Consider the following 25,333-nt stretch of genomic DNA (forward strand, 5'->3'; position numbering starts at 1 on the left):
CGATCCGTCCAGAACGGATTGGGCAGGAATCCGGGAAAACGGAAAAAACGATGGGTGCGTTCGATGCAATGGAAAAACAGAACCTACTGCGGTGACGTCAGCGGAAAGCAGGCCGGCGCCGCCGTCGTCCTCATGGGCTGGGTGGACGCCATTCGCGACCACGGGAACCTTCTCTTCATCCATCTGAGAGACATCCGCGGGATCGTACAGGTCGTCTTCAACCCGCAGACCGGGGCGGACCTCTACCTCGAGGCCACACGCCTCAAAGAGGAGTACGTCGTCGAGATCGAAGGCGTGGTGCACCTACGTGAGCCCGGCACCGAGAATCCGAACCTCGCGACCGGCCGGGTCGAGGTGTTCGCTTCCCGGCTCAGGCTCTTTGCGCGGTCCAGAACGCTGCCCTTTCAGATCTCCGAAAAGGCCATGGTCTTCGGGGAGGAGCTCAAGTCATCCCCTGAAAGCGTCGACGAGGAACTGCGGCTGCAGTACCGCTACCTCGACCTGCGCCGCCCGACGGTCCAGGCCCGCTTCGTCAAGCGTTATCAGATCATCCGGTCCATCCGGGATTTCCTGGACGAGCGCGGCTTCGTCGAGATCGAAACGCCCTTCCTCACCCGCAGCACACCGGAAGGCGCCCGGGATTTTCTGGTCCCGAGCCGCACCCACCAGGGGAAGTTCTACGCCCTGCCCCAGTCTCCGCAGCTCTTCAAGCAGCTCTTGATGGTCGGCGGGATGGACCGCTACTTTCAGATCGCGCGCTGCTTCCGGGACGAGGACCTCCGCCCGAACCGTCAGCCTGAATTCACCCAGCTCGACCTCGAGGCCTCCTTCATCGATGAGGAGTTCATCTACGAGATGCTCGAGGAGCTGACCTGCCGGATCTTCGCCGTCGGCGGGATCGACCTCCCGAGGCCCTTTCCCCGCATGACCTACGCGGAGGCCATGTCGCGCTACGGGAGCGACCGTCCGGACCTCCGCTTCGACATGGCCTTCGAAGACCTGACCGATCTCTTCGAAGGGACGGGCTACGCCATATTCCGGCGCATCCGGGATGAAGGGGGGCTGATCAAGGGCTTCTGCGTAAAAGGCGCCGCCGATCTCCTGAGCAAGAACATCCTGCAGAACGAATACGCCCTGAAGCTCGTCCCCGCCTTCGGGGGCAAGGGGATGACCTGGATGAAGGTCGCCGGCGGCCGTCTCGAATCGAACATCGTCCAGTTCTTCAGCCCGGAGGAGCAGGCCGGGCTGGTCGCCCGCTTCCAGGCAGGCGAGGGCGACGTCCTGATGCTCATCGCCGACACGGATCGGGACCTGGCCCACAAGGTCCTCGCCTCGCTGAGGCTCCACGTCGCCCAGCGGCTCGACCGGATCCCCCAGGACCGCTTCCGACCCCTGTGGGTGACTGACTTCCCACTCTTCGAATGGAAGGAGGGGCGGCTCAGTTCGCAGCACCACCCGTTCACCATGCCTGACCGGACCGAGTTCGACCCCCGCGACGTCGAGGGCTGCCTGCAGCTCAACTCGCGGGCCTATGACCTTGTCATGAACGGCGAGGAACTGGGGGGCGGCAGCATCCGCATCCACGACATGGCGGTGCAGCGGAAGATCTTCGAGGCCCTCGAGCTGAGCCCCGAAGAGGCGGAAGGGAAGTTCGGCTTCTTCCTGAACGCGCTCGAGTTCGGCGCGCCGCCCCACGCGGGGCTCGCGCTCGGCCTCGACCGGGTGATCGCCATGATCCTCAAGGAGCCCAACATCCGGGAGATCATCGCCTTCCCCAAGAACCGCAGCGCCTTCTGCCCGTTGACGCGCGCACCGGCCGGCGTCGATCCCCTGCAGCTGGAGGAGCTCGGCATCGGCCTCACAGGCGCCGGCGGCGACACCAAGGATTCCACCGCCGCCCGGCCGTCGAAGGCGGCCGTCCGCAGCGAGCGGATCAGCGCGGCGGAGGTCCGGCACGTGGCCCGTCTGGCGCGCCTCAGGATCGACGACACGGAGGTCCGGGCCTTCCAGAAAGACCTGAACGCGGTCCTCGAGCACTTCGAGGCCCTTCAGGAGCTCGATACCCGGGACGTCGAGCCGATGAGCCACGTCCTCGATCTCAAAAACGTCTGGAGGGAAGACGTCCCGCGGGAAGGCAAAGAGATCGAACCGCTCCTCCAAAACGCGCCCATGCGCGAGGCGGACTACTTCAAGGTCCCGAAGATCCTGGAAGGCTGACCGATGGAACTATGCGATCACAGTGCGGTTGAACTGGCCCGCATGTTGAGGGCGGGCGAAACGACCTCCGTCGAGGTCACCCGCTCCGTGCTTCAGAGAATCGACGAGCGGGAAGCGGAGATCAACGCCTATATCACCGTCGACCGTGAAGGCGCGCTTCGGCAGGCGCAGGCGGCGGACGAGCGCTTCCGGGGCGGGGGGCGGATCCCGGCGTTGAACGGGATCCCTCTGGCGGTCAAGGACATCCTCTGCACCCGCGGCATACGCACCACCTGCGCTTCCAGGATCCTGCAGGCCTTCAAGGCCACCTATGACGCGACCGCCTTCCGCAGGATCATGGACGAGGGCGCCGTCCTCATCGGCAAGACCAACCTGGACGAGTTCGGGATGGGGTCGTCGACCGAAAACAGCGTCTTCGGACCGACGCGCAACCCGGTCGACACGGGTCTCGTAGCCGGCGGGTCGAGCGGCGGATCGGCGGCGGCAGTGGCCGCCGGCGAGGCCGTCATCGCCCTCGGCACCGACACGGGGGGCTCCATCCGCCTGCCCGGGGCCTTCTGCGGCTGCGTCGGAATCAAGCCCACCTACGGCCGCGTCTCCCGCTTCGGCCTCATCGCCTATGCCTCGTCCCTCGATCAGGTGGGGGCGCTCGCACGGACCGTCGAAGACACGGCCTTCTTCTTGAATGCGATCGCCGGGCACGACCCCCTGGACACCACGAGCGCCGCCCTCCCCGTACCCGATTTCACGGCAGGGCTGGGAACGGGTGTAGACGGACTGCGCATCGGCCTCCCGCGCGAATACTTCGTCGAGGGGCTCGATCCACGTATCCGGGAGTGCGTCCTCGGGGCCGCCTCCCTGCTCGAGCGAAACGGCGCCCGCATCGTGGAGGTCAGCCTCCCCCACGCCCGCTACGCCATCAGCGCCTATTACCTCATCGCCACGGCGGAGGCGAGCAGCAACCTCGCCCGCTACGACGGGGTCAAGTACGGCTTCCGCTCCGAGGAGGAAACGGACCTTCTCGGGATGTACGCGGCCACCCGCAGCCAGGGGTTCGGGAGCGAGGTCAAGCGGCGGATCATGCTCGGCACCTATGTCCTTTCGGCCGGCTACTACGATGCCTATTACCGTAAGGCGCAGGAGGCGCGCACCCTTATCAAGCAGGATTTCGACGCGGCCTTCGAAGGGGTCGACTGCATGCTGGCACCGGTCTCCCCTTGCCTGCCCTTCAAACTGGGGGAAAAGCTCGACGATCCCCTCCAGATGTACCTGGTGGATATCTACACGGTGTCGCTCAACCTCTCGGGCCTGCCCGGGATGAGCATCCCCTGTGGGAGGGTGAACGGACTCCCCGTCGGGCTGCAGATCATCGGCAGGGCCTTCGACGAGGCGACCATCCTCCGCCTCGGGCATGCCTGCGAAACGCTCTTGGGACGGATCTGATCATGGAATTCGAGACCATCATCTGTTTTGAAACGCACGTCGAACTGAAGACCGAGACGAAGCTCTTCTGCGACTGCCCGGTCCGGTACGACGCCGCCCCGAACCACTGCAGCTGCCCGGTCTGCACCGGCCAACCAGGTGCGCTCCCGGTCCTGAACCGGCGGGCCGTGGAATTCGCAATCCGGGCCGGCGTCGCCCTGGGGTGCGCCATCAACCGGCGCTCGCGCTTCGCCCGCAAGAACTACTTCTACCCGGACCTGCCCAAAGGCTACCAGATCTCCCAATACGAAAGGCCCTTCTGTGAAGACGGGACCCTCGAGATCATCGGGGACGACGGTGAACCCTATCCCGTGGGGATCAAACGCATCCACCTCGAAGAGGACGCCGGGAAGCTGGTTCACTCGTCGGATTCATTCGAGGCGGCGGATTTCAGCCTCGTGGACTACAACCGCTCGAGCGTGCCGCTCCTCGAGATCGTCGGGGACCACGAGCGCAACCCCCTGCGCTCGATCCCGGAGGCGCGGCAGTACCTCGAGAAGCTGCGCCAGGTCCTGCGCTATATCGGCATCAGCGACTGCAGCATGGAAAAGGGCCAGCTGCGCTGCGACGTGAACGTCTCCCTGCGGAGGAAAGGCCAGCCGCACTTCGGCAACCGCACGGAGGTCAAGAACATGTCCTCCTTCCGCTTCATCGCCGACGCCCTCCAGTACGAGATCCGGCGGCAGGCGGAGATCCTGCGCTCGGGCGGCGCGGTCGACCAGGAGACCCGTCTCTTCGACGAGCAGAAAGGGATCACCCTCCCCATGCGCAGCAAGGAAGACGCGCCAGACTACCGCTACTTCCCGGACCCGGACCTCGTCGAGGTGGAGATCGATGACGCGTTCCTCGAAGGTGTCCGCCGTGCCTTGCCGGAGCTCCCCGACCGGAAGATCGAACGGGTGATCGCGGAATACGGGATCGCCCGCAAGGATGCGCTGATCCTCACCCGGGAGCGTGCCGTCTGCGACTACTTCGAGCGTTCCGCCGCCCGCTGCGCGGACGCCAGGCGCCTCGGGGCCTGGCTGATCAAGGAGCTCTTCAGGCTGCTGAACGACGCCTCTGTGCCCATCGAGGCCTGCCCGGTGCCGGACGCGGCCTTTGCCGAGCTCATCGACCTGATCGCGGAGGGTACGATCACGGACGCGATCGGCCGCACGGTCCTCGAGGAGATGTTCGCCACCTCCCGAAGACCCGGCGAGATCATCGCCGCCCGGAACCTCCAGCCGATCCAGGACGAAGACGCCCTCTCGGACATTTTGAACGAGGTCCTGAAGGAGAACCCGGACATCGTGGATCAGATCCTGCGCGGCAACCGCAAGCCCATGGATTTCCTCATCGGACAGGTCATGCGCAAGACCCGCGGAAAAGCGGATGCCCGAAAGGTCAAAGGCCTCCTGGAGGAGAAATTCGCGCCCTGAAAACCCGCCCGGTTTTCGCGTATTGCACCAGACCTGGATAAATCCAAGACATCGAGCAGCGCCACGCAAACCGCTCGGCCCATCCGGCAGCCGCCCCTTTGCAGGGGCGCCAACCCCCGAAACATGAAACCGAACTGCCCGCAGAGGACCCACTTGTCCAGGGACAAGTCCGCAACGACCCCGAAAAAAAGCCTCCCTGGTCGAAACGACCGGAGAGGCCTTTTTCAGCATGAGGACCCGTGCCCCAGGGGGTGGAGGGCAGGCTTCGGGCTGGTGGTCTACAGTTTGGCGAGGTAGCGTTCCAATTCGAAGGCGCTCACGTGCGTCCGGTACATATCCCACTCGATCTTCTTGTTCTCGATGAACTTATTGAAAACGTGCTCCCCAAGGACCTTCTTGACGAGAGAGCTCTTTTCAGCCTCGAGCGTCGCGGCGTAAAGGTTTCCAGGCAGATCGGTGATCCCGTGGGCCTTGCGCTCCGCCGGGTTCATCTCGAAGATGTCCTCTTCGATCGGGTCGGGCATCTCGTACTTGTTCTCGATCCCCTCGAGCCCCGCGCCCAGCATGACCGCGAATGCCAGGTAAGGATTGCACGACGGGTCCGGAGACCGGAACTCGATACGGGTGGCCGCCTCTTTGCCCGGCTTGTACATGGGGACCCGGATCATGGCCGAGCGGTTCCGACGCGCCCAGGCGACGTAGACCGGCGCCTCGTAGCCCGGGACCAGCCGCTTGTAGGAGTTGACCCACTGGTTGGTGACGACCGTGATCTCCGGGGCGTGGCGCATGATCCCGGCGATGTAGTGCTTGGCCACATCCGAGAGGTTGTAGCGGTCGCTCGGGTCGTAAAAGGCATTCCGCTCACCCTTGAAAAGGGACTGATGAACATGCATGCCGCTCCCGTTCTGCCCGAAGATGGGCTTGGGCATGAAGGTCGCGTAGAACCCGTTCTTCCTCGCAACCTCCTTAACGACCAGACGATAGGTCATGGTCTTGTCCGCCATGCGCAGCCCTTCATCGTAGCGCAGATCGATCTCGTGCTGGCTCGGCGCCACCTCGTGGTGGCTGTACTCGACCTGGATCCCCATGTCCTGCAGCGCGAAGATCGTCTCGCGCCGGAGGTCACTCCCCATATCGATCGGTCGTGAATCGAAATACCCCCCTGTATCCAGACATTCCGTGCCGCAGTTGTTCCGGAAGTAGAAATACTCGAGTTCGGGGCCCACATAAAAGGTATACCCCTTTTCGGCCACCTTCTTGAGAAGGCGTTTCAGGACGTAGCGCGGGTCCCCCTCGTAAGGGGTTCCATCCGGGTTCATGACGTCACAGAACATGCGGGCCACCGGGCGGTCGCCGCTCCGCCAGGGCACCAGCTGGAAGGTGGTCACATCCGGCTTCGCGATCATGTCGCTTTCCTGGATGCGGGCAAACCCCTCGATAGACGACCCGTCGAACCCCATGCCCTCGCTCAGACCTTCCTCCAACTCCGAAGGGGTGACGGCGAAACTCTTGAGGACCCCCAGGACATCCGTGAACCAGAACTGGATAAAGCTGATGTTCTTCTCTTTGACGATCCTTTTGACATCTTCTTCCGTCTGACAAATCATGTGTTTTCCTCCTCTTGCTTTTCAATATGGATTCGAAAGTTTCTCAAGCCTGCATCGAACAGGTCAACGTCCTCGGGTGCCCTCTACTGTAGCAAGCACAATGCCAAAAGGAGCGAAAGGCAAAAACAGCTGTTATCTCAATAAACTATAGGTGGAGACGTCTGAACCGCGTTTTCTCTTGCCTGCATTATTGTAGGAAACATCGGGATAATATAACATTTTTGTTGTATCGCGAGGTGATGGGTCAGGAAACGGAGGCTTCCAGGAAAGGGCAGAACCGGACCAGTTCGGCCAAAAAGGTCCTCCGGTCCCGATAGAGGATGGTCTCGAGCCCCCGGCTCCGGGCCCGCTCGATGTTTCCCGGGTTGTCGTCCATGAAGAGGACCTCCGAAGGAGCTGTGCCGAGACGGCCCACAACCTGATCGAAAAAGGCCGGATCCCGCTTGCTGCGGCCCTCGACGAAGCTGTTGAAGACGGCCTCGAAGTACTGGAAGAATCGATCACGGCGGTCGAGCTGAATCAGCCAGTCGGTCTGGTCGCTCAGGATCGCCAACCGTACACCGGCCTCTTTCAAGACCCTGACGAGTCTCACCATCCAGTCCCGCAGCACGAAACGATCCAGGATCTCCCGACGCAGATCGGCATCCGAGCCCCGGATGCCCGTCTCAGAGCGGAGGTGCCGCCAGTAGGTTTGCTCCGACGCCTTCCCCGTAACGTACCCGCTCGCGTGCACCCACTCGGACGCCGTCTGGAAAAAGGCATCGGGATCCAGCCCGTCTTTCAGCGCAATCGCCTTGAGTCCTTCCCGGAATCCCTCTTCGGCCAGAACGCCGCCATAGTCGAAGAGGAGGACATCCACCCGGCATTTTCCCTGCATCTCAAAAACCCTCGACTCCCCGCGCCCGACGAGAGGCGCCTCCACAATCTTGCCACCGTTTTTGGGAGGATAGCCGATCGACCGGAGAAAGGAAAGCCTCAAAACCGCATTTCCGGATTGGAAACCGGCGCGCAGTGGACTATTATAGTGATTTTGACCGTGCGGTGGATTGTATCCAACCGGAAAAGCCCTTTTGATCGTCCGTTTTCGCCACCCGGTCCCACCTCGGCGAGTCGGACGCCCGTTTGGCCGGGAGCGGCTCCAACACCACGTGCAGCCGTGAAGTCATCCGAGGAGAAGAAGGCCTTCGAGACCGCGACCAAAGGCGGCTCGGACACCACGTGCAGCCGTGAGGTCATCCCGTGTCGTGACGGGGCACACCGGGCCTGCCCGGAGACGAACTCGGCCTCATCGCCTGTGATCCCGTGCCCGGGTGGCACATAACCCGAGAAATCTCGAGCTGACATCATTGGAATCTCTGATTACCGCCATCCGTGCCGTCCGCCATCCAGGCCTCATCGAAGCAAGCGCCGCCATCCCGGGGCTGGCGGAGGACCTTGGGCGCCAAATGGCGGTGATCGCCTACAAATCCAACTCACCGGTGACGTGGGTGATGTTTCTCGGCGGCACCGGCACCGGGAAGTCGACCCTCTTCAATCTCTTCTGCGGCAGGGCGCTCAGTGCGACCGGCGTCGAAAGGCCCAAAACCTTCGGTCCGATCGCCTATGCCCATGCCTATGCGAACATCGGGACAGGCTTCCCTTTCCCCGAGGTGAAACCCGATGAGCCCTCCCCCGAAGAGGACCTGGGCCAGCCCATGGCCGGGGCCCCAGGCCGCCTGTCGATCATCAGCCACCGCCGCAAAACGCTCTCCCATCTCGCCATAGTCGACACGCCCGACGTCGACAGCGTGGAGGAGGGCAACCGGGTGATCACCCGGAATCTTTATCTCCTGGCCGACGCGATCATCTTCGTCGCCAGCCCGGAAAAATATGCGGACGAAGTGCCCCTCGATGCCCTGTTCGAGGCCTTCCAGGATGGGAAGGTGGTCGCCTTCCTCTTGAACAAGGTCCGCAGCGGCCTCGGTGCGGAGGACGTTCTGAAGGTCCTCGAAAGCCGTGGGATCGCATGCGAACGGGGGCTGATCCGGATTCTGCCGGCTGCACCCGGGGGTTCGGCCGCGGAGTTGAGCGCCCTGGAAGCCGTGAGCCGCACCATGCAGTCCCTTCACGCCGAGCTCGACCCGGCCTCATCCGGCGAGCGGCTGCGCCGCCAGCAGGACCGCCGCCTGGAGCACAGCCGCCGGAGCGCGCAGCGGCTGCTCGGCCTGCTGCAAGCGGAGGCGTCCGCCGCCGCCCAATGGCAGGAGAGGCTCGAGCAGTGCGCACGGGAGACGGCGGACCTTCTGCTGGAGGGAGAAGCAAAACGCTTCAAGGCACAGAGCGATGAATACATCCGGATCGAAATCCGCAAGCTCTTCAACCGCTACGACCCCCTCGCAAAACCCCGGCGGGTGATCCAGGAAACGATCCTCTTTCCCCTGCGACTGCTCGGCTTCCGCAAGGACAGGGGCGAGGCGCGCCACAAGCAGGCCCTCGCGAAGCTGCGCAAATACTCCGACAGCTCCCCTCTGGCCGCCGCCCTGGCGCAGATGAACCGCCGCGTACTGGAAGAACTCGCCCCGGCCGGTCAAGACGCCCCCCTTGGCGCCGCCCTGCGGAGTCCAGACCTGCCTTTGACCGAGCCGGAGATCGAAGCCCGCATCCTGCAAGGCCAGGAAACGCTGCTTGCCTGGATAGACGAGCGGTTCCGCGACCTGGCCGAACACCTGTCGACGCGCAAGAAGTGGGGCATCTACAGCGCTTCGATCGTCTGGGGGGCGCTCCTCCTTGCGGTCGAAATCGTCATCGGCGGGGGCTTCACCATGATCGACGCCGTCCTCGACTCCGCGCTCGCACCCTTCCTGACCAAGGGCACGACAGAGCTTTTCGCCTACCAGGAGATCCAGAAGATCGCCCGCGAATTGGCAGACCGATACCGAAGCGAGCTCCTCGCCGTGATCGACGAGCAGCGGATGCGCTACGAGCAATGCCTCGCGGCGACCCTGACGCCCCCCGAAACGGTGCAACGCCTCGATCAATGGCTGAAACAGCGGCCCCGCGCCGGCGCGAAGGGCCGCACAGAACGTCCGTGAGGAACTGACATGCGAGACCCCGGCTTCCAAGTGCGGAAAGAACTCGACCGCATCGACCGCCTCCTCGAAAAAGACACCCTTTTCTCGATTGCACCCGGGGAGCGCCGGTCCCTCGCGGCCCGTTCAAAGGCCCTGCGCGCGAAGCTCGAGCGGATCGAAGGGCGTTTTCTGACCGTCGGCCTCATCGGCGGCACCGGTGTCGGCAAGTCCTCCCTCCTCAACGCCCTCGCCGGATCCGAGATCGCGTCAAGCAGCCACCGGAGGCCCCACACGGACCGGGTGCTGATCTACCGCCACATCCACGCGGACCCGCCGCCCGCCGCGGAGCTCCGCCGTATCCCCTGGAAGGAGATCACCCACGAGGCCGGCGCGATGCAGGCGCTTCTCCTGTGCGACCTGCCCGACTTCGACAGCCTGGGCGGTGAAAACCGCCGTTACGTCGTCGATTTCCTGGAGCACCTCGACCTCCTCGTGTGGGTCGCATCGCCCGAAAAATACGCCGACGGCCGGTTTTACGCCTTCCTGGATGAGGTCCCCAAGGCCAGGGAATACTTCGCCTTCGTCCTGAACAAGGTGGATCAGCTCGTGGAGCCCGGCGACGGTGCGGCCGCCGACCGCCTTGCCCCGGTTCTGAGCGGCTTCAAGGAACTGCTCGCCAAACACGGGGTCCCGGACCCCCTCGTCTTCGCCGTCTCGGCAGAGCACGCCCGGCGCAGCGGCGGGGCGGCCGTCTGGAACCAGTTCGATTTCTTCCGCCGGCACCTGATCGATCAGCAGCGCGTCAAGACCATCACCGCCATCAAGGCCGCCAATCTGAGCGCAGAGATTCAACAGCTCCTGACCCCTTTCGAAACCGAACGGCTGCATCTCGAAGAGGCCTCGGGGGTGATCGCGAACGCCCTCCAGTGGGTGGAGGAAAAACGGTCCCATTGGACCGCGGCGGGGCGCGAGGCCCTGTCTGCCTGGCTCATCAGCGAAACAGCCCCGGTGGGCGAAGAGCCGATCGAAGACCTTTCGGGCCTCGTCGGTCCGAGCTACGGGATCGGCCTCCTCCTGCAAACGCTGCGGCGGGGGGGCGGCAACCCCGCCGGCGGCGATGCTCGGCCAAACTTTCTGCTCCCGCCCGAAGGCACGGCGGCCATTCTGAGAAGGCCCTTTCAGTGGCTCGAAGAAAACCTTCACAGCCGCTTCCTGCGTGCCAATCTCCCGCAGAGCCTTTGGGAGGAGGTCCAGTCCAAACTCGACCTCGAAGGCGCATTCGAACAGCTGGGAACGGACCTCGCCACCGTCGGTGAACAAGCCGCGGCACAGGCCGGAAGGCCATCCTTCCGGATCTTTCGGGCCGGGCAGATGCTGACCTTCGCAGCCCTCACCCTGTGCCTCCTCATCGCCCTGACGGGGGCCGGCGCCTGGCGGGCCTTTTTCGAGCACCCCGGCCTCGGCGGCGCGGCCGGACTCCTCGCGGCCGCGATCGAGGCCGTCTTCAGCCCCAAGGGCCTCGCCGCCCTCCTGAGCTACGCCTTGATCAACCTTTTCCTTTCCATCCGATTCTATCGCCGTTACAATAAGAAGCGGCGTGACGAGCGCCTCAAGCGGCGAGTCCGGCTGGCGGAGACCCTCGCAGCCGTCTGGTCCGAGCACCTGGGGCACCTCGCCGGCCGGTTGCAACGTTTGGAAAAGGACACCCGCGAACAGATCGGCGCGCTCGAAAGCGTCCTGGCGGGCCGTCGCGCAGAGAAGGGTTCCTGAGCGACCGGACGCCCCCGCAGCGGTTCGACAAGAACTTTTCCGGATGGCAGCCATTCTGATAAAAACCGGCAGCGTATAAGGAGGAACGGCATGGATCCAATCCCGGTCAAATTCGGCGAATGGTTCGAGAAAGGCTTCGCCCTCTACAAGCAGAACATCGTACCGCTCATCCTCGCCTCCCTGATCGCCCTGGTTTTGGGGATTGCGACGCTGGGCATCCTGGCCGGCCCGATGCTGGCAGGGCTTTTTCTGATGGTGCTCGCCTTTCACGACGGGAGGGAACCCCGCCCCGACGTGGGCGAGATCTTCCGGGGTTTCAATTTCTTCTTGAATTCGCTCCTTTTCGTCGGGGTGTGGGGCATCGCCATGCTGATGCTCGCCGTCATCGTCGGGCTGATCCCGTGCGTCGGACAACTTGCCGCCCTGTTCGGCGTCTACGCGATGCAGACCTTCCTCATGTTCGGGCTGCTCCTCATCGTCGACCGGGGGATGGATTTCTGGCAGGCTTCCCAGGAGAGCTATCAGGCGGTCAAGACCAACTTCTGGCAGTTTCTAGGGCTCATGATCGTGACCGGCATCATCGGCAGCCTCGGGGCCATCGCCTGCGGCCTGGGCCTGGCGGTCACGGTCCCTATCCAGATCTGCATCCTGAGCGTAGCCTATCGGGACATCTTCAAAGATGGCGAGGCGGAGACCGCCGAGGTGATCGAGATCATCGAGACAGGTCCGGCGCCGGAGCCCCATCCGGAAAATCCCGCTTGACGGGCGATTGGAGAGCACCGCTCTGCTGCGCTCCGGCCATCCTCCGCCCCCGCGGCGCAAAGGCATCCACCCTGGGCCCCCGGGATTCCACCGGGCTCGGATAGAGGGGGCTTTTTCCCCGGCCTGCAAACCGGGGATGAGGTGATCCACGGCCGACGCGCCCGCAGCGGAAAGCCGCTCGGCCAGAGGCGGTGTCTGCAGGGCGCCCTGGCAGCCTGGAAGATGAAGATGTCATTGAACCCGTTGCATCTCGGAAAGCCGCTATCCCACTGGAGGCGTCTGTTCGGGCCTTCGGGCCGTCTGGTGGAGGTCCATCGGCCTCCATCCTGGTGGGATGTCGCCGGAAAGCATCTGCCCCTGGCGCTTATCGGGGCGGTGCCCCTCGCCTTGGCGCACTTCGTGCCGATTTCACGCCTTCCCGGGGTCCCCTGCCTGTTCCTGAAATGGACGGGGGTTCCCTGCCCCTTCTGCGGCTACACCCGCTCCTTCTGGGCCATGGCGCAGGGGGACTGGGCGTTCGCCCTCCGCAACGCACCGCTCGCATGCCTGCTTTATGGAGCGGCGATCCTCCTTCTACTCTGGAACGGGGGGGCGCTTTTTTCCAGGCACCGCTTCAGCCGGGGACGCCTTCTGCGGATCCCCGGACGACTCGCCGGCCCCCTGATCCTGATCGGCGCCCTGCTGCTCCTCTCCCAATGGGTGTACCGGGTCGCCGAATCCCTCACGTGAAGGCCGCCTCTCCCCGGCATCTGTCTCCACAGGCCCGTTTTCAATCTCCGCCTCACCGGCTGAAACCCCGATCCGCACCAGACGCTCCCGCTCCCATCTCGGACGGCCCGTCGCCGCACGGCTTCGAAGTTCGCAGAGGTGCTTCACACAGACCGGGCAGTCCTCGTCGATGCAAGGGTCCATGTGGATCAGGATGCTCGCACGCCCCGAAAAGTGCTCCTGAAGGAGGGCCTCCAGGTCCTTGGCCTCGCGGTGCGCCTCTTCCAGCGAAAGATGTCTCGGCAGGATCAGGTGAAGATCGATATGGATCAGACTCCCGGAACGCCAGGCCCGCAGTTGGTGGATATCGATCCACAGCACCTTGCGATGCCCGTCGAGGACGGACGAGATCCTGTCCAGGAGCTTCGGCTCCGAGGCATCCATCAGGGCGGAAAAGGATTGCCGCACCAACCCACCCCCCGAGACCAGGATGTTCACCCCCACCAGGCAGGCGACCACCCCATCGAGCCAGAGTAGGCCGGTGAATTTGACCAGCAGCAGTCCGGGAAGCACGGCGGCGGAGGTGTAGACATCGGTCAGGATGTGCTTTCCGTCCGCGATAAGAATCAGCGAACCGGTCTTTCTCCCATATTTGAGGAGCGCGGCACCGAGGGCCAGGTTGACGACCGCAGCCCCGGCCAGTAATAAAAGACCGCTTTCGAGGCACGGCAGCGGACGGGGATCCAGGATGTGGGATATCCCGCTCACGAATATTCCCACGGCGGCAACGATGATCAGGGCCCCTTCGAACCCGGCGGAAAAATACTCGATCTTGCCATGGCCGTAGGGGTGGGAGGCGTCGGGCGGCTTTTGGGCCAGGATGACGCTTCCGAGGGCGAAGGCGCTCGCCACTACATTGATGATGGATTCGAGCGCGTCGGAAAGGATGGCCGAAGATCCGGTCAGGTGATAGGCGTAGAATTTGACGGCCATGAGGCCCATCCCCACAGCCAGCGCGAGCCCGATGACCGCAAGCCGTATGCGGTTTTCCCTGCCCGCCGTGTCTGAGAGACTGCTTGACATGGGTCGGGTCCGCCCGTTCCTACCGGCTTGTCTCTTGCCGCTCTCTTTCGACCGCAGCCATCAACTTCTCGGGGGTCAGAGTGCGAAGAGGCTTTCCGTTGATAAAAACCGCCGGGATCCCTCTCACTCCGGCCTCCCGGCCTTCCTCCATGTCCCTGCGGAGAACCCCCTGAAAAGCCGGATTCTTGCGGTCGCTCTGGAAGCGCTCCATATCCAGACCCACCGCTTCGGCGGTCCGGGTGATCACCTCTTCGCTCATCGTACTGTGCAACGCCATCAACCCGTTGTGAAAGGGCTCGAACTTGCCTTGCGCATCCGCCGCCAGGGCGGCGAGGGCAGCCGAAACCGCGAAACGGTGGCTCGAAAGAGGCATGTTCTTGTGCACGATCCTGATATCCTTCGGGTATTTCTCCTGAACCTGCTGAAGGAGCGGCTCCAGTCGCGCACAGTAGGGGCACTGGTAATCGCTGAAGACCGTCACCGTCACCGCCCCGTCTTCGGCCCCCAGGATCGGCAAACCGGACGGATCGAAGGAATACACCTTCTCCAGGACCACCCGCAGCTCCCGTTTGTTGCCCCGGCTTGTCAGGATCAGCATCCCCTCAGCCTCTGAATAGGCAATCCGGTCGAATCCGCTTTCGATCGGGATCCGCGCAATAAAGGCCCCCGTTTTCGCATCGAGGACGCGGACCTCGGCAGGGGCCAGGATAAACATCCAGGATCCGTCCTGCGCCACGGCAAGATCGAGCGGCTCCACCTCCAGCTTCCGATCGTCCCGAACCTCCCACTCGAGGCCGGCAGCCGCCGCCGGGACACACCAAACCGACAACAACACCAACAACCATCCCGTCAGAAAAAAACGATTCATGTGCATTGCCTCCCAGTCGAGATCCATAGGGGCCATTTCGTGATGCGGCCGTGCCCATCCCGGGCATCCCCTCCGCCCGCATCTATTTGCACGGGCCCTAGCCCTGGCGGCGGTGCAGCCCGGCCGGCGCGCCCGTCGCGCTCCGCGCCGCCACGGTATTCCTCTCGGCGGACGCCCGAGGGCATCCGCCGGCGATCGGCGTCACAACCCGGCGTTTCAAGCGCCCGCTTCGATCCAGGCCGAGATCGCAGGACGCTCTTCAGCCTCCCATTCGGGGGAGATCCGCAGCAGAACGAAATGCTCGAAAAGGGCGTCCAGCGCCATGGCGCAGCGTTCCAGCAGAAGAACCTTCTCGAAGAACAGACCGTCCGGATCGTCGTTGCGGTCCATCAACACCTTCGGCCCCTTGTAGCCTTTGACGTTGAACCAGCAGGAATCCAGAAGAAAAGACCAGCGCTCGTCGCCCGCAGCCAGTTTGATCATGGCCTGCACCACCTGCTTCTGCCGGGTCAGGGCGTACCGCGCCTCACGGAGGGCGGGTCTCTCGCCCGAACACGTTACGGTCTCCACGCCCTCGTCCCCTTCGGACTGAAGCACCACCTTTCCTTCGATGGCGAACTCCACCGCGCCGAGGTCCGGGATATCGATCACACCCCCCTCGGTTTCACTCCTGAACCACAGCCACAGCAAAAACTCCCGGCCCAGAAACTCCGTCTTCTTCGCCTGTTCGAGAACGTTCATCCGGTTACCTCGCGTCCATCCCGAAATGTTGATCGAGCCCCACCGCGCTCTAATCCGAAGGCTGCCTCCCCCCGGTGAAGAGACAGGGCGTCAGGGCATCGAGGGCTCCCAGCGAGCGTTTCTCCCGTTCGAGGATCCTCGCCGCGAGGGCATACGGATAGACGGCCTGGAGGGTCAAACCGAAGGTCTGGTAGAAAAGAGCGGCAAAATCGTCGCAGAGGGCCGCGTTGACGGCGCCGAAAAACACCATGCCGTCCGTCAGCCTCCAGACCATGTCGTAGACGTTGGTCCTGGGGATCGACCGGTGCAGGAGGCTCCGCTTCACCGATTCCCGGATCTCGATCCGGCGCTCGCGAGGCAGGAAGGCGATCTCCTCCGCCGCCTTGACCTTCTCCTCCGCCTCCCGGCAAAACTGCTTCAGGGCGCTGGCGGGCACCCGGCGGACGTCCACGCGGAGCGAGAGAGCCAGGTAGGGTTCCTTCAGATAGTCGAGTCCGCCCATGACGTTGTCGAACAGGTCCATGATGTTGACCCACCCCATCGACTTCTCCTGATCGGAGTCATCCGCAAACGGCCGAAAAGCGTACCGGCCGACCCTCGGAGGCAGCGACTCCATGACCTCCCTGGGAACCGTCCCCTCCACCCAATAACGGGTGAAGCTCGCCGAGCCCTGTATGAACCCCATACGATCTCCTTCCGATCACCCCATCGTTGAACAGGCTGTTGAAAAACGCCCGTCCGCTGCGTTGCGCTCATCCCACATCACTGCGGCGCACAGATATGTGCAGCCATTCCAAGGAATTTCGCAAACCCTGCATCCGGCCCCTTTTCAACAGCCTGCGCACCATAAATCCTTCGACACCCTGCTGCCGAGCCTTTCCGGCGAAGGGCTTCAGCCGGGCCGGGATCCTTTCTTCCCTGCTTCTTGAACGACCTGCCGGACCTTGTCCATGAACGGCCCGTCGTCCCGCCACAGGAAGCAGCTGTTGCGCAGCTGTCTCAAGGCGGGGATCTCGCCGAGGGAGTTCGGCAGAGGTCTCCGCTCGCGCGATTGATCCGTCCAGTAACCGTGCAAGGCTGCAGGCCCCATGGCGATCATGAGATGGGTGAGGTGGCTGCACCCCCTTATCCCTCCCATCAACCGGATGACCTCCCGGCTGTACCCCCCGGAGATGGCCACTCCCTTCATCCGTTCGACCGAGCCTATCGCCTCCGTGCAGAGCTCGTGCGGCACCCCGGGCATCTCGGCCTCGATGTCGGTGATCGTCAAAGGACGGCCTTCGACGATCATCCGCACGATCATCCAGTGGATCACGCCCTCGGGCGCCTGAACGCCGTCGAAGTAAAAACCTGGTTGAAACCGGTCGTCCCGGAGGGACCCCTCGACGAGAACCCGGCCCTGCCCCAGCGGATAACTCTTGAACTCGAGCCGCCGCTGGTGAACGGCATTCCCCCGAGCGAGCTCTTTCAACGCTCCCATGTCATTCTCTCTGTTGGACCCGACTCATTCGATGCGGAAACGAGATGTCCCGCAGGCCGCACAGCTTAACAGGCTTTCCTCAACGAGTCAACGCCGCAGCATCGGCAGGCGCGGACTCCTCCGGCGCACGGCTGCACCGTCTTGTCCAGCCTGGATCCGGGCTGCTGCGCTGCGACGAACCAAGGCGGGGCGACGCCATTTCCCGGCTTGCCATCCACCGGCCGGTGCCCTTATGATAGGCTTCGCCCTCCGGAAACAAATATCCAGCACGACCCGGTTTCCTTCCTGAGATCCCTTTGCGGCGGAAATAAGGAAATCAAGCGCCCACGCTGAGGCGACTTGCAGGCCGCCTCATGCGCGAAGGGGCGGATCGAGGCCGGAAGCGGTCGAAAACACCCTTTTCGGAGAGAGGCCGGGTCATCGCCGTCCGCCGCACCGTGGCCCAAAAAATCATCAGAGGTCCCCGCAGCGTGAATGTTTCCTGTTCCAGATGGTCGGAGCCCGGAGGATACCGAGAGGTCCTCAAGATCGCGATCCCTCTGATCCTGAGTACGGGTGCCTGGTCGATCCAGCACTTCGTGGACCGGATGTTTCTGTCCTGGTATTCCCCCGAGGCCATCGCAGCCGCCATGCCGGCCGGCATGCTCAATTTCACCCTCATGAGCATCTTCATCGGCACGGTGAGCTATGTGAGCACATTCGTCGCGCAATATCACGGCGCGGGGCGGCACCGGGAGATAGGGCCGGTCCTCTGGCAGGGGATGTATGTCTCCATGTTCGGCGGGCTTTGCATGCTCTGCCTGATCCCCCTCGCCGGGCCCATCTTCGCCTTTGTAGGGCACGATGCGCCCGTGCAGAAAAATGAGGTCGATTACTTCGTCATCCTCTCCATCGGAGGGTTCCCGGCGATTGCGACCCATGCGCTCTCCGGTTTTTTTTCCGGGGTTGCGCGTCCCTGGCCGATCATGTGGGTGACCATGGCCTCGACGGCCCTGAACCTGATTCTGGACTATCTCTTCATCTTCGGCAGGGCCGGCCTGCCCGAAATGGGGATGCGCGGCGCGGCACTGGCCACGGTCCTCGCCGCCGTGTTCTCCCTGGTCGTCATGCTCCTGCTGGCCTGGCGCACCGCGAACGACACCCGCTACCATACCCTGAAGGGCTGGCGGCCCGATGCGGCGCTGATGCGGCGGCTGCTGCGATTCGGCTTTCCTTCCGGGATGCAGTTCTTCCTGGACATGAGCGGCTTCACCGGTTTCATCCTCCTCGTGGGAAGGCTCGGCACCCTGCCGCTGGCCGCCACCAACATCGCCTTCAACATCAACACAATTGCCTTCATGCCTATGATCGGCTGCGGGATCACGGTATCCGTCCTGGTCGGGCAGCACCTCGGCAGGAACGCCCCTGAGCTGGCCGAAAAGGCGACCTGGTCGGCGTTCCACATCACCTTCGCCTACATGGCCTCGATAGCGCTCGCCTATGTCCTGATCCCGGAGGTCTTCGTCTCCCCTTTCGCACCGGCGGACAACCCGCAGGCCTTCGAAGCCATTTTTCACCTGGCCGTGATCCTCCTTCGCTTCGTCGCCCTCTACTCCATCTTCGACACGCTCAGCATCGTCTTCGCCTCCGCCGTCAAGGGGGCGGGCGACACGCGCTTCGTCATGCTGATCATCGCCGCCTTCTCGGGTCTCATTCTGCTCGGGCCCGCATACGTGATGATCGTCGTCCTGGGGTGGGGCATCATGGCGGCCTGGATCCTGGCCACGCTTTACGTGACCTCGCTTGGCATCGTCTTCCTCCTGCGGTTCCTGCAGGGCAAATGGAAGGCGATGCGGGTCATCGAACCGGACAAGATCTGGGGCGCCCCCGAAATACCCCCCGTTCGGGAGCAATCGTCCACCCCGCAAAGGCTCCCGATACCAAAACCAGGTTTCCGGCCGGGGAGGCAGCCTGTCCCCATCCTGCAACAGGGAGCTGTCCAGGATGCCTGCCGCTTCGATCAGTCAAGCCCCGCCACCGACCCGGGCGGACTCGGCACTCCAGGAGTGGAACCAGGCGCGGGATCGTGCAGCAACCGGTTGGACGATCACAACCCCCCGTAGCGGCGGGACTGAGCACACGCAGTGTGCAAGGAGATTGGGCCCATCCCGAAAGGGCAGAGCTGGACAGGCGGCGGCATTGGAAAAAACCGCCCCATTCAGAATCGAAACGCACTGAAGCGGACGTGCTGCATTTCCGAATTGACACTCAATTTATTTTATCCGAAAACGGTTCAACGGTTGGAGGCCCATCGATGAAGAACGAAAAACAGAAGGCTCCGGGCACTGCACAGCTCACCGCGATGGCCGAAGAACTGATCCGCAGCCGCAGCACCATGACCTTGGCCACCGGCGGAGACAGCGGCCCATGGGCGGCCCCCGTCTACTACGCCTGTATTGACGGATCCTTCTATTTTTTCTCGAGCCCCGAATCGCGGCATATCCAGGAGTCCCTGCCTGACAAAGGAGCGGCGGCGGCCATTTTTGCCGAATCGGATTCCTGGCAAGGGATCCGCGGACTTCAGATGTCGGGGCGGATCGTCCATATCCGCGCAGGTTTCAAGGCCTTTAAAGGGCTGCAGGCCTACATGCGCAAATTCTCGTTTACGCGAGAGTTTTTCACTCCCGGCAAACGGCTCGACCTGGATGCCTTTTCGGAGCGCTTCCACGTCCGGTTTTACGCCTTCAAACCGGATCTGATCTATTACCTCGACAACAGCATCGCCTTCGGATTCAGGGAAACGGTCACCCTTTGATCCTGGACGCGACTGGGCAAGATGACCCCATGCCCGTTCCGCCCCGTGGAACAAAACCGGGAAACGATTTCCCCACACGCTCATCCGCGAAGGAGCCTCCCACCCATAGACCGAACATCCCGGCTTCACTCCCCAGCGGCGCTGCAACGTCGTCCTTCCCCGGCCTCTGAACCTTCCCGCCCTGAACACGAAAGCCCCGCTCTCAGGGAAACAGGGAGCGGGGCTTTGAGCGGTTCAATCCGGTCTCGGACGATGGGCCGAACATCCTCCCACAGACACTTCCCTGTCGGCGGGAGGCCTCCGATGCACGCTAACGGCCTGTCGGGGCAGCCTCGGGCGGCACCTCCGTAGAGCCGGTCGCATTCGGGAAATCCTTCGCCACATAGGCCTTCTGGTTGTTTTCGATCAGGTGGCGCGCCTCTTCCATAAAGTTGTTGAAGCGGATCTTGCACTCGTAAAACCCGTGCCACCAGGCGTAGTCCGGGGCCATCATGGCGGCGCCGAAACGGGCCCTCCGGCCTTCGTGGTGCCAAAGTTCGTAAAAATCCACCTCGAGGCGTTCGTCGAAATAACGGCCCTTGTCCAGCAGCTGTTTTTCATACAGCTCGTCGAACACCTTCTTGGCAGGTTCGTAGTAGACCGTGTTGTATTCTTCGACGACGCGGTCGAACTTGGAGAAGTGTCCGTCGACCCAGCTCCGGGCGTGGCACTGCTTGCAGACATCCTTCATCTTGTCCCGTTCGATCTGGTAGTTGGTCGCCGCCGGGAACGCGGCAAAATCCTGTGGCCGGACGGTCAAGGGCGCCTGGGTCTCCCATGCCAGCCGCTCGGTCACGTCGTGTGAGGTCAGCACGGAGCCCGAGCCCGACATGTGGCAGGCTGCGCAGGTGGGGGCCCGGTAATCCACCCCGGCCGTCCAGGTGCCGGCGGCGGCGGTCCAGTTGTAAGTGTCGCCGAACGCGGTGTAGATGTCGCCGTGCTTCGATTCCATGAAGATCTCGATCTGCGGGTGATCCGGGCCGAGGTGGCATTGCCCGCAGGCCTCGGGTTTGCGCGCCTCCATGACCGAGAAGCGGTGGCGCGTGTGGCAGCTCGTGCAGCTGCCGCGGCTCCCGTCCAGGTTGATCCGCCCGACGCCCACATTCGGCCAGGTGTCGGGGTCGAGATCCCCGTCCTTCACCTTGAGCACCGTCCCATGGCAGGTGTAGCATCCGCTCAGCCGCTCGAATTCGCTGTTCATGCCCTTCATGAGCCAGGAGTCGATCTTCCAGATGATCTCGAGGGTGTTGGCATGCTTGCTGATGTTGTACTGTCTGGCTTCATCCGGGTGGCAGCGTGAGCAGTCCTTGGGCGTCACGGCTGCGGCGACAGGGACCTTGTACTCAGGCGACCCGTAAGGCAGTTCGGAGCGCTGGTACTGCTTTTCGTGCTCCCGGCTCACATCGGGATCGAAGGACTCGGCCTGGTGGCAATCTAGGCAGGTGATGTTGGCGGCTGCGTGCCGGCTAGCCGCCCAATCGGCAAAGATGCCGGGATGCTCCCGCTTGTGGCATTCGATGCAGGCAACGGCCTCCTTCGACATGCTCCGCTCGATCCTGAACGCCTTGACCTTGGGAACGTTTACGGCCTCCTCCTGGGTGATCCCCGCGCGCGGCACCGCCACCAGGAGCAGCACCGCGGCGCCGAAGAGCGTCGCAACCAACCGGAATCGCTTCATCATCGAACCCTCCCTTCTCCTGCGTGAATGGGGCGGCCGCCCCGGGTCTTCGGACGCAAAACCCGCGCTTCCGCACGAACCCTCGATGAACAGGTGGCCATCACAGGCCTCTGTATCCCTCTTCGAACTGCTTATACGCATAGACCGGGCGCGGATTGTGCACCAGGTCGCGGTGGCAATCCACGCATCGCTTTTCATACCCCGGCCGCGCAAAGATCACCGAGCGATGGGCCAGCATGGCCCCGCGCTTCTCAGGAAGATACAGGATGTTACGGTGGCATTTGAGGCATTGGTCGTTCTTGAAGGACGCGTAGGCCTTTTCGCGGTTGAGGGCGTGGTCGTACTCGTCCTGGATGAAATGGACAACGATGTCCTTGATACCGTGCGCTGTCTTGGCATAGAAGAATTCGAAGGTCTGGTGGGGTGCCGGCAAGTGGCAATCCATGCAGTCGGCCACGAACCCCTGACCGTTGTTGACATGGCTGGAGGTCTTCCAGGTGTTGTAGGCGAAGCGGATCTCGTGGCACGTGGCGCAGAACTGCGGTGTCGAGGTGCGGACCATGGTAAAATAGGTGATGCTGAACAGCGGAAAGGCTACAAGGATACCCACGGTGATGTAGATGGCCGGTTTGAGGATCTTCTTCCAGAAAGGTGTCCTCATTTCATTCCCCTTTCACCCGGTGGGCGAGCCGAAAATAGGTCTTCTCATGGAAGGCGGGGCGACCAGCGGTCGTGCTCTACTATCGAATATCGGTCCCGCTCTGTCAACCGATATTTCGATGCTTACCGGAAATGGTCCTTTTGGCCCATCTCAGCGTCAATCCGGACGTTTGCCTGTGCGGCGGGCTGCAGGCCGCCTCCGCGCCAACGCTCGATTTCCTCGATATCGGCCCAAAATCCTCATCACTGGATGGAAACGGGGTTCCAGCGGGAAATCATTTCCAGATGGACACCCGTTACAGAAACGGCTCACAGTGGGCAGAGGGATCATTTCTCCGGCGGGAGCAACTCATGCGATGCGGAAGAATCATTTCGGGTCGGGAAAACCGTTCATCCTGACTGAAAAACCGGAAGGGGACTCCTGCGGTCCCCTCGAGAAGCGGTCTTTCGCTCTATGCCGGGAACAACAGGTGAAAACACCCGTCGATCCCCAACAGGACCCTTGACGTTTTTCACCCGTGTCCCTTGAAGTTCGGGGCCCACTGCTCTTAGAAGCCACGGCTTCCCGAGCACCCGATGATCCCTGAAGCATGAGGATGCCCGTACAGAGGATCGCTACCCCATCACAGCGCTGCGAAAGGCATCGAACCCGATCCGGTCGATCATCTTGCCGACGCGCTCGCCTTTGTTGGCGTTTTCCTTGTAGTAGGTCAAGACCTTGTCGATGCGCTTCAGGGCGTCTTCCGTGCTGAGGCCCTCCTCGAGGACATCGGCCAGACGGGGTTTACCGGTCCCGCAGCCCCCCACCATCAGCGTCCAGCCGCTCTTCTTTCCGACAAGGCTGACATCCTTGATGCAGTTCTCGGCGCATTGGTTATTGCAGCCGCTCACGCCCATCTTCGTTTTGCTCGGGAATTCCATGCCATGGTAGATTTCGTCGAGCTTCATGCCGACGCCCAGGCTGTCCTGCTGGGCCAGCTTGCAGAAGGCCGTCCCGGGGCAGACCTTGACGCTCCGCACACAAAGGCCTACCGCAGCGCCGGGCGCCATCCCGAGTTCGGCCCAGACCTGGTCGATGTCCTCTTCCTTGATCCCCACCATGGCGATGCGGGCCGCGCTGGTGACCTTGAGGGCCGCGCAGTTGAATTTCTCGGCCGCATCGGCAATCTTGCGCAACGTCTCGGGCGACACGACCCCGCAGGGCAGGTGGGGTGCGATCGCATAGGTTTCCTTGTCCCTTTGAAGAATAGCTCCTTTTTCACCGTCTTTCAGCATGTTGTCCTCCTTGTCAGTGGCATTGAAACGCATCGAAAAGCGATGTCCTCTTCCTTGCAAGCCGGCCGGCTCAGTCGAACATCCCTGCACGCAGCTCCTTTTTGGGCAGTTGGGACCGCAAGAGTCCGTCCTTCAAAAACCCCAGCCCCAGGATGCCGCCTTCCGCATACTCGAGGATCAGGTAACCCTGGCCGGCCGCCGAGTCCACCGGGATCCGCTCACCCGCAGTCAGTCCAGCAAGCATCTCACGGTCCACCACCACCCTCGCCCGGACGGCCAGGTGGCCGAAGAGCTGGACGAACCGGGTCGTCGGTTTGACAAACGCGCCCACCTGCTGAAAGGCCTTCAACCCGGCCTGCTCGATCTTCAGACGCGCCGCCGCTGTCAGGGCACCCGATTTCCTCAGCAGAAACCAGCTCCTGCGGCTCCCCAGCAAAAGGAACTCATCGAACCTCGCCGCCGGGATGCCGAACCGTTCATCCAAGTATCCCAGCAGCGATCGGCGGACATCAGGGTCTGCCGATAAGGGCCATGAAGAATCCCACGGAGTCGACCCGATGCGGATAGAATCGGGCGGCCATAGCCAATTGCCGGTCGTATCGTTCATCTTCCCACTCTTGTATACCAGGTTCCGCGGCGATACCCGACTGGATCGGGATCAGGCGGGCCTCACGGTTCTCCAGAAGATACTGGACCACCGCCTCGTTTTCAAGGGGATTGTAGGTGCAGGTGGCGTACAGCAGGCGCCCGCCTTCATCCAGAAGGTCATAGGCCCGCAGGATGATCTTGCGCTGAAGGTCCGTCATCCAGGTCTTGCCGGTCGAACCGCGGGCGTGCGAACCGGCCTTGACGCGCCTGAAACGCCCCTCGCCCGAGCAGGGAACATCCGCCAGAACCCGGTCGAAACGCTGCCGCAGCGGGAATTCCTGGGCCTGATACCCCGTCACCACCGTATTGGCCACCCCCAGGCGGGCCAGGGTGTGGCCCAGCGGGACCTGGCGGCTTGCGTACAATTCATTGGCGACGACGAGCCCGCGGTTTCCCATCAACTGTGCCAAATGGGCGGTCTTTCCCCCCGGGGCAGCGCACAGATCGAGTACACACTGCCCCGCCGCCGGCTGCAGGACCAGGGCAGCGAGACAGGAGGTCAACGCCTGAGGATGGATTTGCCCCATATAGTAGGCCAGGAGATTTCCAGGGGCATCGAGGCCCTGCGCCTCATACAAGCCGTGGGCGTCATCGATGGAAGGCAGCAGGCTGATGCCTGTACGTTCGAGGGCGGTGCGCACCGCGCCGGGCGAGGCCTTCAATTGGTTCACCCGGAGGTGCACGGGAAGCGGATCGCGGAGCTTCTCTTCGAAGAGCGGGTAATCAGGAACGATAACCTGGTAACGCGGAAACACGAAGGGCATAGGGAGGCGTCCTTTACGATCTATCATGGCGGCCGTTTCTTACCATTCCAGCGCCCGAGATTTCAATATAAATCCCAACCTACTCATTTTATAAAAAATCTGCTCCGATGCCCAGGCGGGACGTGCGGCGGGCTCGATCCCGGTCGAATCCGGCGGCAACGTCTGCGCCGCCGGCCGGGCGATGCAAACCCGGGGCAATTGACTTGTCGTTGCAACGGCCCCCGGGTTCTGTTATGGTGTCTGCGCCATCCGACAGGGCGCACATCATTGGGGGAACCCGCCGCGATCA

The 25,333-nt window shown here is 62.9% G+C and carries 20 protein-coding genes and 1 pseudogene; 9 read left to right on the forward strand and 12 right to left on the reverse strand.

Going from position 1 to position 25,333, the window contains the following annotated elements; genetic code table 11:
• Positions 1-63 precede the first annotated feature (63 nt).
• Genes aspS through gatB form a run of 3 tightly spaced genes read left to right on the forward strand, consistent with a single transcriptional unit; the run spans position 64 to position 5,117 of the window.
• Positions 64-2,217: an aspartate--tRNA ligase gene (gene aspS, locus H567_RS0111555; RefSeq protein ID WP_035254200.1), complete on the forward strand. Its 2,154-nt coding sequence runs from the start codon at positions 64-66 to the stop codon at positions 2,215-2,217.
• 3 nt (positions 2,218-2,220) lie between these two features.
• Positions 2,221-3,660 (forward strand): Asp-tRNA(Asn)/Glu-tRNA(Gln) amidotransferase subunit GatA, encoded by a 1,440-nt coding sequence (gatA, locus tag H567_RS0111560; RefSeq protein ID WP_028321523.1) that lies wholly within the window; start codon positions 2,221-2,223, stop codon positions 3,658-3,660.
• A 2-nt stretch (positions 3,661-3,662) separates the two neighbouring features.
• On the forward strand, positions 3,663-5,117 hold the full coding sequence (gatB, locus tag H567_RS0111565) for an Asp-tRNA(Asn)/Glu-tRNA(Gln) amidotransferase subunit GatB (protein ID WP_035254174.1): 1,455 nt from the start codon (positions 3,663-3,665) through the stop codon (positions 5,115-5,117).
• 278 nt (positions 5,118-5,395) lie between these two features.
• On the opposite strand, the gene H567_RS0111570 is transcribed toward gatB, so the two are convergent.
• Positions 5,396-6,724 (reverse strand): glutamine synthetase family protein, encoded by a 1,329-nt coding sequence (locus H567_RS0111570; protein ID WP_028321524.1) that lies wholly within the window; start codon positions 6,722-6,724, stop codon positions 5,396-5,398.
• Positions 6,725-6,968: 244 nt separating this feature from the next.
• A complete protein-coding gene (locus H567_RS0111575) occupies positions 6,969-7,703 on the reverse strand; it encodes an HAD family hydrolase (protein ID WP_051184760.1) in 735 nt (244 codons plus the stop codon).
• Positions 7,704-8,070: 367 nt separating this feature from the next.
• On the opposite strand from H567_RS0111575, the gene H567_RS0111585 reads away from it, so the two are divergent.
• The 4 genes and pseudogenes from H567_RS0111585 to H567_RS30090 all read left to right on the forward strand — a co-directional run.
• The gene (locus tag H567_RS0111585; protein WP_028321527.1) at positions 8,071-9,795 is read left to right on the forward strand and encodes a GTPase domain-containing protein; all 1,725 of its coding nucleotides are present in this window, start codon (positions 8,071-8,073) and stop codon (positions 9,793-9,795) included.
• Positions 9,796-9,804: 9 nt separating this feature from the next.
• Positions 9,805-11,544: a GTPase gene (locus H567_RS0111590; protein ID WP_028321528.1), complete on the forward strand. Its 1,740-nt coding sequence runs from the start codon at positions 9,805-9,807 to the stop codon at positions 11,542-11,544.
• A 90-nt stretch (positions 11,545-11,634) separates the two neighbouring features.
• Positions 11,635-12,306, forward strand: a complete 672-nt coding sequence (locus H567_RS0111595) for a DUF2189 domain-containing protein (protein ID WP_028321529.1) — start codon at positions 11,635-11,637, stop codon at positions 12,304-12,306.
• 228 nt (positions 12,307-12,534) lie between these two features.
• Positions 12,535-12,867: pseudogene (locus H567_RS30090) on the forward strand (DUF2752 domain-containing protein); the annotation flags it as partial.
• 12 nt (positions 12,868-12,879) lie between these two features.
• Here H567_RS30090 and H567_RS24530 read toward each other — a convergent pair.
• The 5 genes from H567_RS24530 to H567_RS0111620 all read right to left on the reverse strand — a co-directional run bounded on the left by H567_RS24530 (position 12,880) and on the right by H567_RS0111620 (position 17,186).
• Complete coding sequence (locus H567_RS24530) at positions 12,880-14,097, reverse strand: cation diffusion facilitator family transporter (RefSeq protein ID WP_084517187.1); 1,218 nt, start codon at positions 14,095-14,097, stop codon at positions 12,880-12,882.
• A 19-nt stretch (positions 14,098-14,116) separates the two neighbouring features.
• Positions 14,117-14,965, reverse strand: coding sequence for a DsbA family protein (locus tag H567_RS27200; RefSeq protein WP_161626609.1), 849 nt, complete (start codon positions 14,963-14,965; stop codon positions 14,117-14,119).
• A gap of 216 nt (positions 14,966-15,181) precedes the next feature.
• Positions 15,182-15,706: a hypothetical protein gene (locus H567_RS24540; protein ID WP_051184762.1), complete on the reverse strand. Its 525-nt coding sequence runs from the start codon at positions 15,704-15,706 to the stop codon at positions 15,182-15,184.
• Positions 15,707-15,755: 49 nt separating this feature from the next.
• Positions 15,756-16,391 (reverse strand): recombination-associated protein RdgC, encoded by a 636-nt coding sequence (gene rdgC / locus H567_RS0111615; protein ID WP_028321530.1) that lies wholly within the window; start codon positions 16,389-16,391, stop codon positions 15,756-15,758.
• A 207-nt stretch (positions 16,392-16,598) separates the two neighbouring features.
• On the reverse strand, positions 16,599-17,186 hold the full coding sequence (locus H567_RS0111620) for a DUF2889 domain-containing protein (RefSeq protein ID WP_028321531.1): 588 nt from the start codon (positions 17,184-17,186) through the stop codon (positions 16,599-16,601).
• Between the two features lie 353 nt (positions 17,187-17,539).
• Between H567_RS0111620 and H567_RS24545 the strand changes: the two genes are divergently transcribed.
• Positions 17,540-19,288, forward strand: coding sequence for an MATE family efflux transporter (locus H567_RS24545; RefSeq protein ID WP_084517189.1), 1,749 nt, complete (start codon positions 17,540-17,542; stop codon positions 19,286-19,288).
• A 191-nt stretch (positions 19,289-19,479) separates the two neighbouring features.
• Positions 19,480-19,980, forward strand: a complete 501-nt coding sequence (locus H567_RS29015; RefSeq protein ID WP_051184763.1) for a pyridoxamine 5'-phosphate oxidase family protein — start codon at positions 19,480-19,482, stop codon at positions 19,978-19,980.
• 310 nt (positions 19,981-20,290) lie between these two features.
• On the opposite strand, the gene H567_RS0111635 is transcribed toward H567_RS29015, so the two are convergent.
• The 5 genes from H567_RS0111635 to H567_RS0111660 form a co-directional block, all read right to left on the reverse strand.
• A complete protein-coding gene (locus H567_RS0111635) occupies positions 20,291-21,697 on the reverse strand; it encodes a multiheme c-type cytochrome (RefSeq protein WP_028321532.1) in 1,407 nt (468 codons plus the stop codon).
• A gap of 100 nt (positions 21,698-21,797) precedes the next feature.
• Positions 21,798-22,358, reverse strand: a complete 561-nt coding sequence (locus H567_RS0111640; protein WP_028321533.1) for a cytochrome c3 family protein — start codon at positions 22,356-22,358, stop codon at positions 21,798-21,800.
• A gap of 614 nt (positions 22,359-22,972) precedes the next feature.
• On the reverse strand, positions 22,973-23,632 hold the full coding sequence (locus H567_RS0111650) for a ferredoxin-like domain-containing protein (protein WP_028321535.1): 660 nt from the start codon (positions 23,630-23,632) through the stop codon (positions 22,973-22,975).
• Positions 23,633-23,702: 70 nt separating this feature from the next.
• Positions 23,703-24,116, reverse strand: coding sequence for a hypothetical protein (locus H567_RS0111655; protein WP_028321536.1), 414 nt, complete (start codon positions 24,114-24,116; stop codon positions 23,703-23,705).
• A 25-nt stretch (positions 24,117-24,141) separates the two neighbouring features.
• Positions 24,142-25,044: an NOL1/NOP2/SUN domain family protein gene (locus H567_RS0111660; RefSeq protein WP_035254178.1), complete on the reverse strand. Its 903-nt coding sequence runs from the start codon at positions 25,042-25,044 to the stop codon at positions 24,142-24,144.
• Between the last annotated feature and the right edge of the window lie 289 nt (positions 25,045-25,333).

Origin of the sequence: Desulfatiglans anilini DSM 4660, assembly GCF_000422285.1 — a bacterium.
In the GTDB taxonomy this organism is placed as follows: Bacteria; Desulfobacterota; DSM-4660; order Desulfatiglandales; family Desulfatiglandaceae; genus Desulfatiglans; species Desulfatiglans anilini.

Excerpts from the sequence above, each read along its gene's own strand:
- H567_RS0111570 (WP_028321524.1), bottom strand. The coding sequence starts at position 6,724 with ATGATTTGTCAGACGGAAGAAGATGTCAAAAGGATCGTCAAAGAGAAG.
- H567_RS24530 (WP_084517187.1), bottom strand. The coding sequence starts at position 14,097 with ATGTCAAGCAGTCTCTCAGACACGGCGGGCAGGGAAAACCGCATACGG.
- H567_RS0111590 (WP_028321528.1), top strand. The coding sequence starts at position 9,805 with ATGCGAGACCCCGGCTTCCAAGTGCGGAAAGAACTCGACCGCATCGAC.
- H567_RS24545 (WP_084517189.1), top strand. The coding sequence starts at position 17,540 with ATGCGCGAAGGGGCGGATCGAGGCCGGAAGCGGTCGAAAACACCCTTT.
- rdgC (WP_028321530.1), bottom strand. The coding sequence starts at position 16,391 with ATGGGGTTCATACAGGGCTCGGCGAGCTTCACCCGTTATTGGGTGGAG.
- H567_RS0111640 (WP_028321533.1), bottom strand. The coding sequence starts at position 22,358 with ATGAGGACACCTTTCTGGAAGAAGATCCTCAAACCGGCCATCTACATC.
- gatA (WP_028321523.1), top strand. The coding sequence starts at position 2,221 with ATGGAACTATGCGATCACAGTGCGGTTGAACTGGCCCGCATGTTGAGG.
- H567_RS0111660 (WP_035254178.1), bottom strand. The coding sequence starts at position 25,044 with ATGCCCTTCGTGTTTCCGCGTTACCAGGTTATCGTTCCTGATTACCCG.
- H567_RS0111635 (WP_028321532.1), bottom strand. The coding sequence starts at position 21,697 with ATGAAGCGATTCCGGTTGGTTGCGACGCTCTTCGGCGCCGCGGTGCTG.
- H567_RS0111650 (WP_028321535.1), bottom strand. The coding sequence starts at position 23,632 with ATGCTGAAAGACGGTGAAAAAGGAGCTATTCTTCAAAGGGACAAGGAA.
- H567_RS27200 (WP_161626609.1), bottom strand. The coding sequence starts at position 14,965 with ATGAATCGTTTTTTTCTGACGGGATGGTTGTTGGTGTTGTTGTCGGTT.
- H567_RS29015 (WP_051184763.1), top strand. The coding sequence starts at position 19,480 with ATGAAGAACGAAAAACAGAAGGCTCCGGGCACTGCACAGCTCACCGCG.
- H567_RS0111620 (WP_028321531.1), bottom strand. The coding sequence starts at position 17,186 with ATGGGAGCGTTGAAAGAGCTCGCTCGGGGGAATGCCGTTCACCAGCGG.
- gatB (WP_035254174.1), top strand. The coding sequence starts at position 3,663 with ATGGAATTCGAGACCATCATCTGTTTTGAAACGCACGTCGAACTGAAG.
- aspS (WP_035254200.1), top strand. The coding sequence starts at position 64 with ATGCAATGGAAAAACAGAACCTACTGCGGTGACGTCAGCGGAAAGCAG.
- H567_RS0111595 (WP_028321529.1), top strand. The coding sequence starts at position 11,635 with ATGGATCCAATCCCGGTCAAATTCGGCGAATGGTTCGAGAAAGGCTTC.
- H567_RS24540 (WP_051184762.1), bottom strand. The coding sequence starts at position 15,706 with ATGAACGTTCTCGAACAGGCGAAGAAGACGGAGTTTCTGGGCCGGGAG.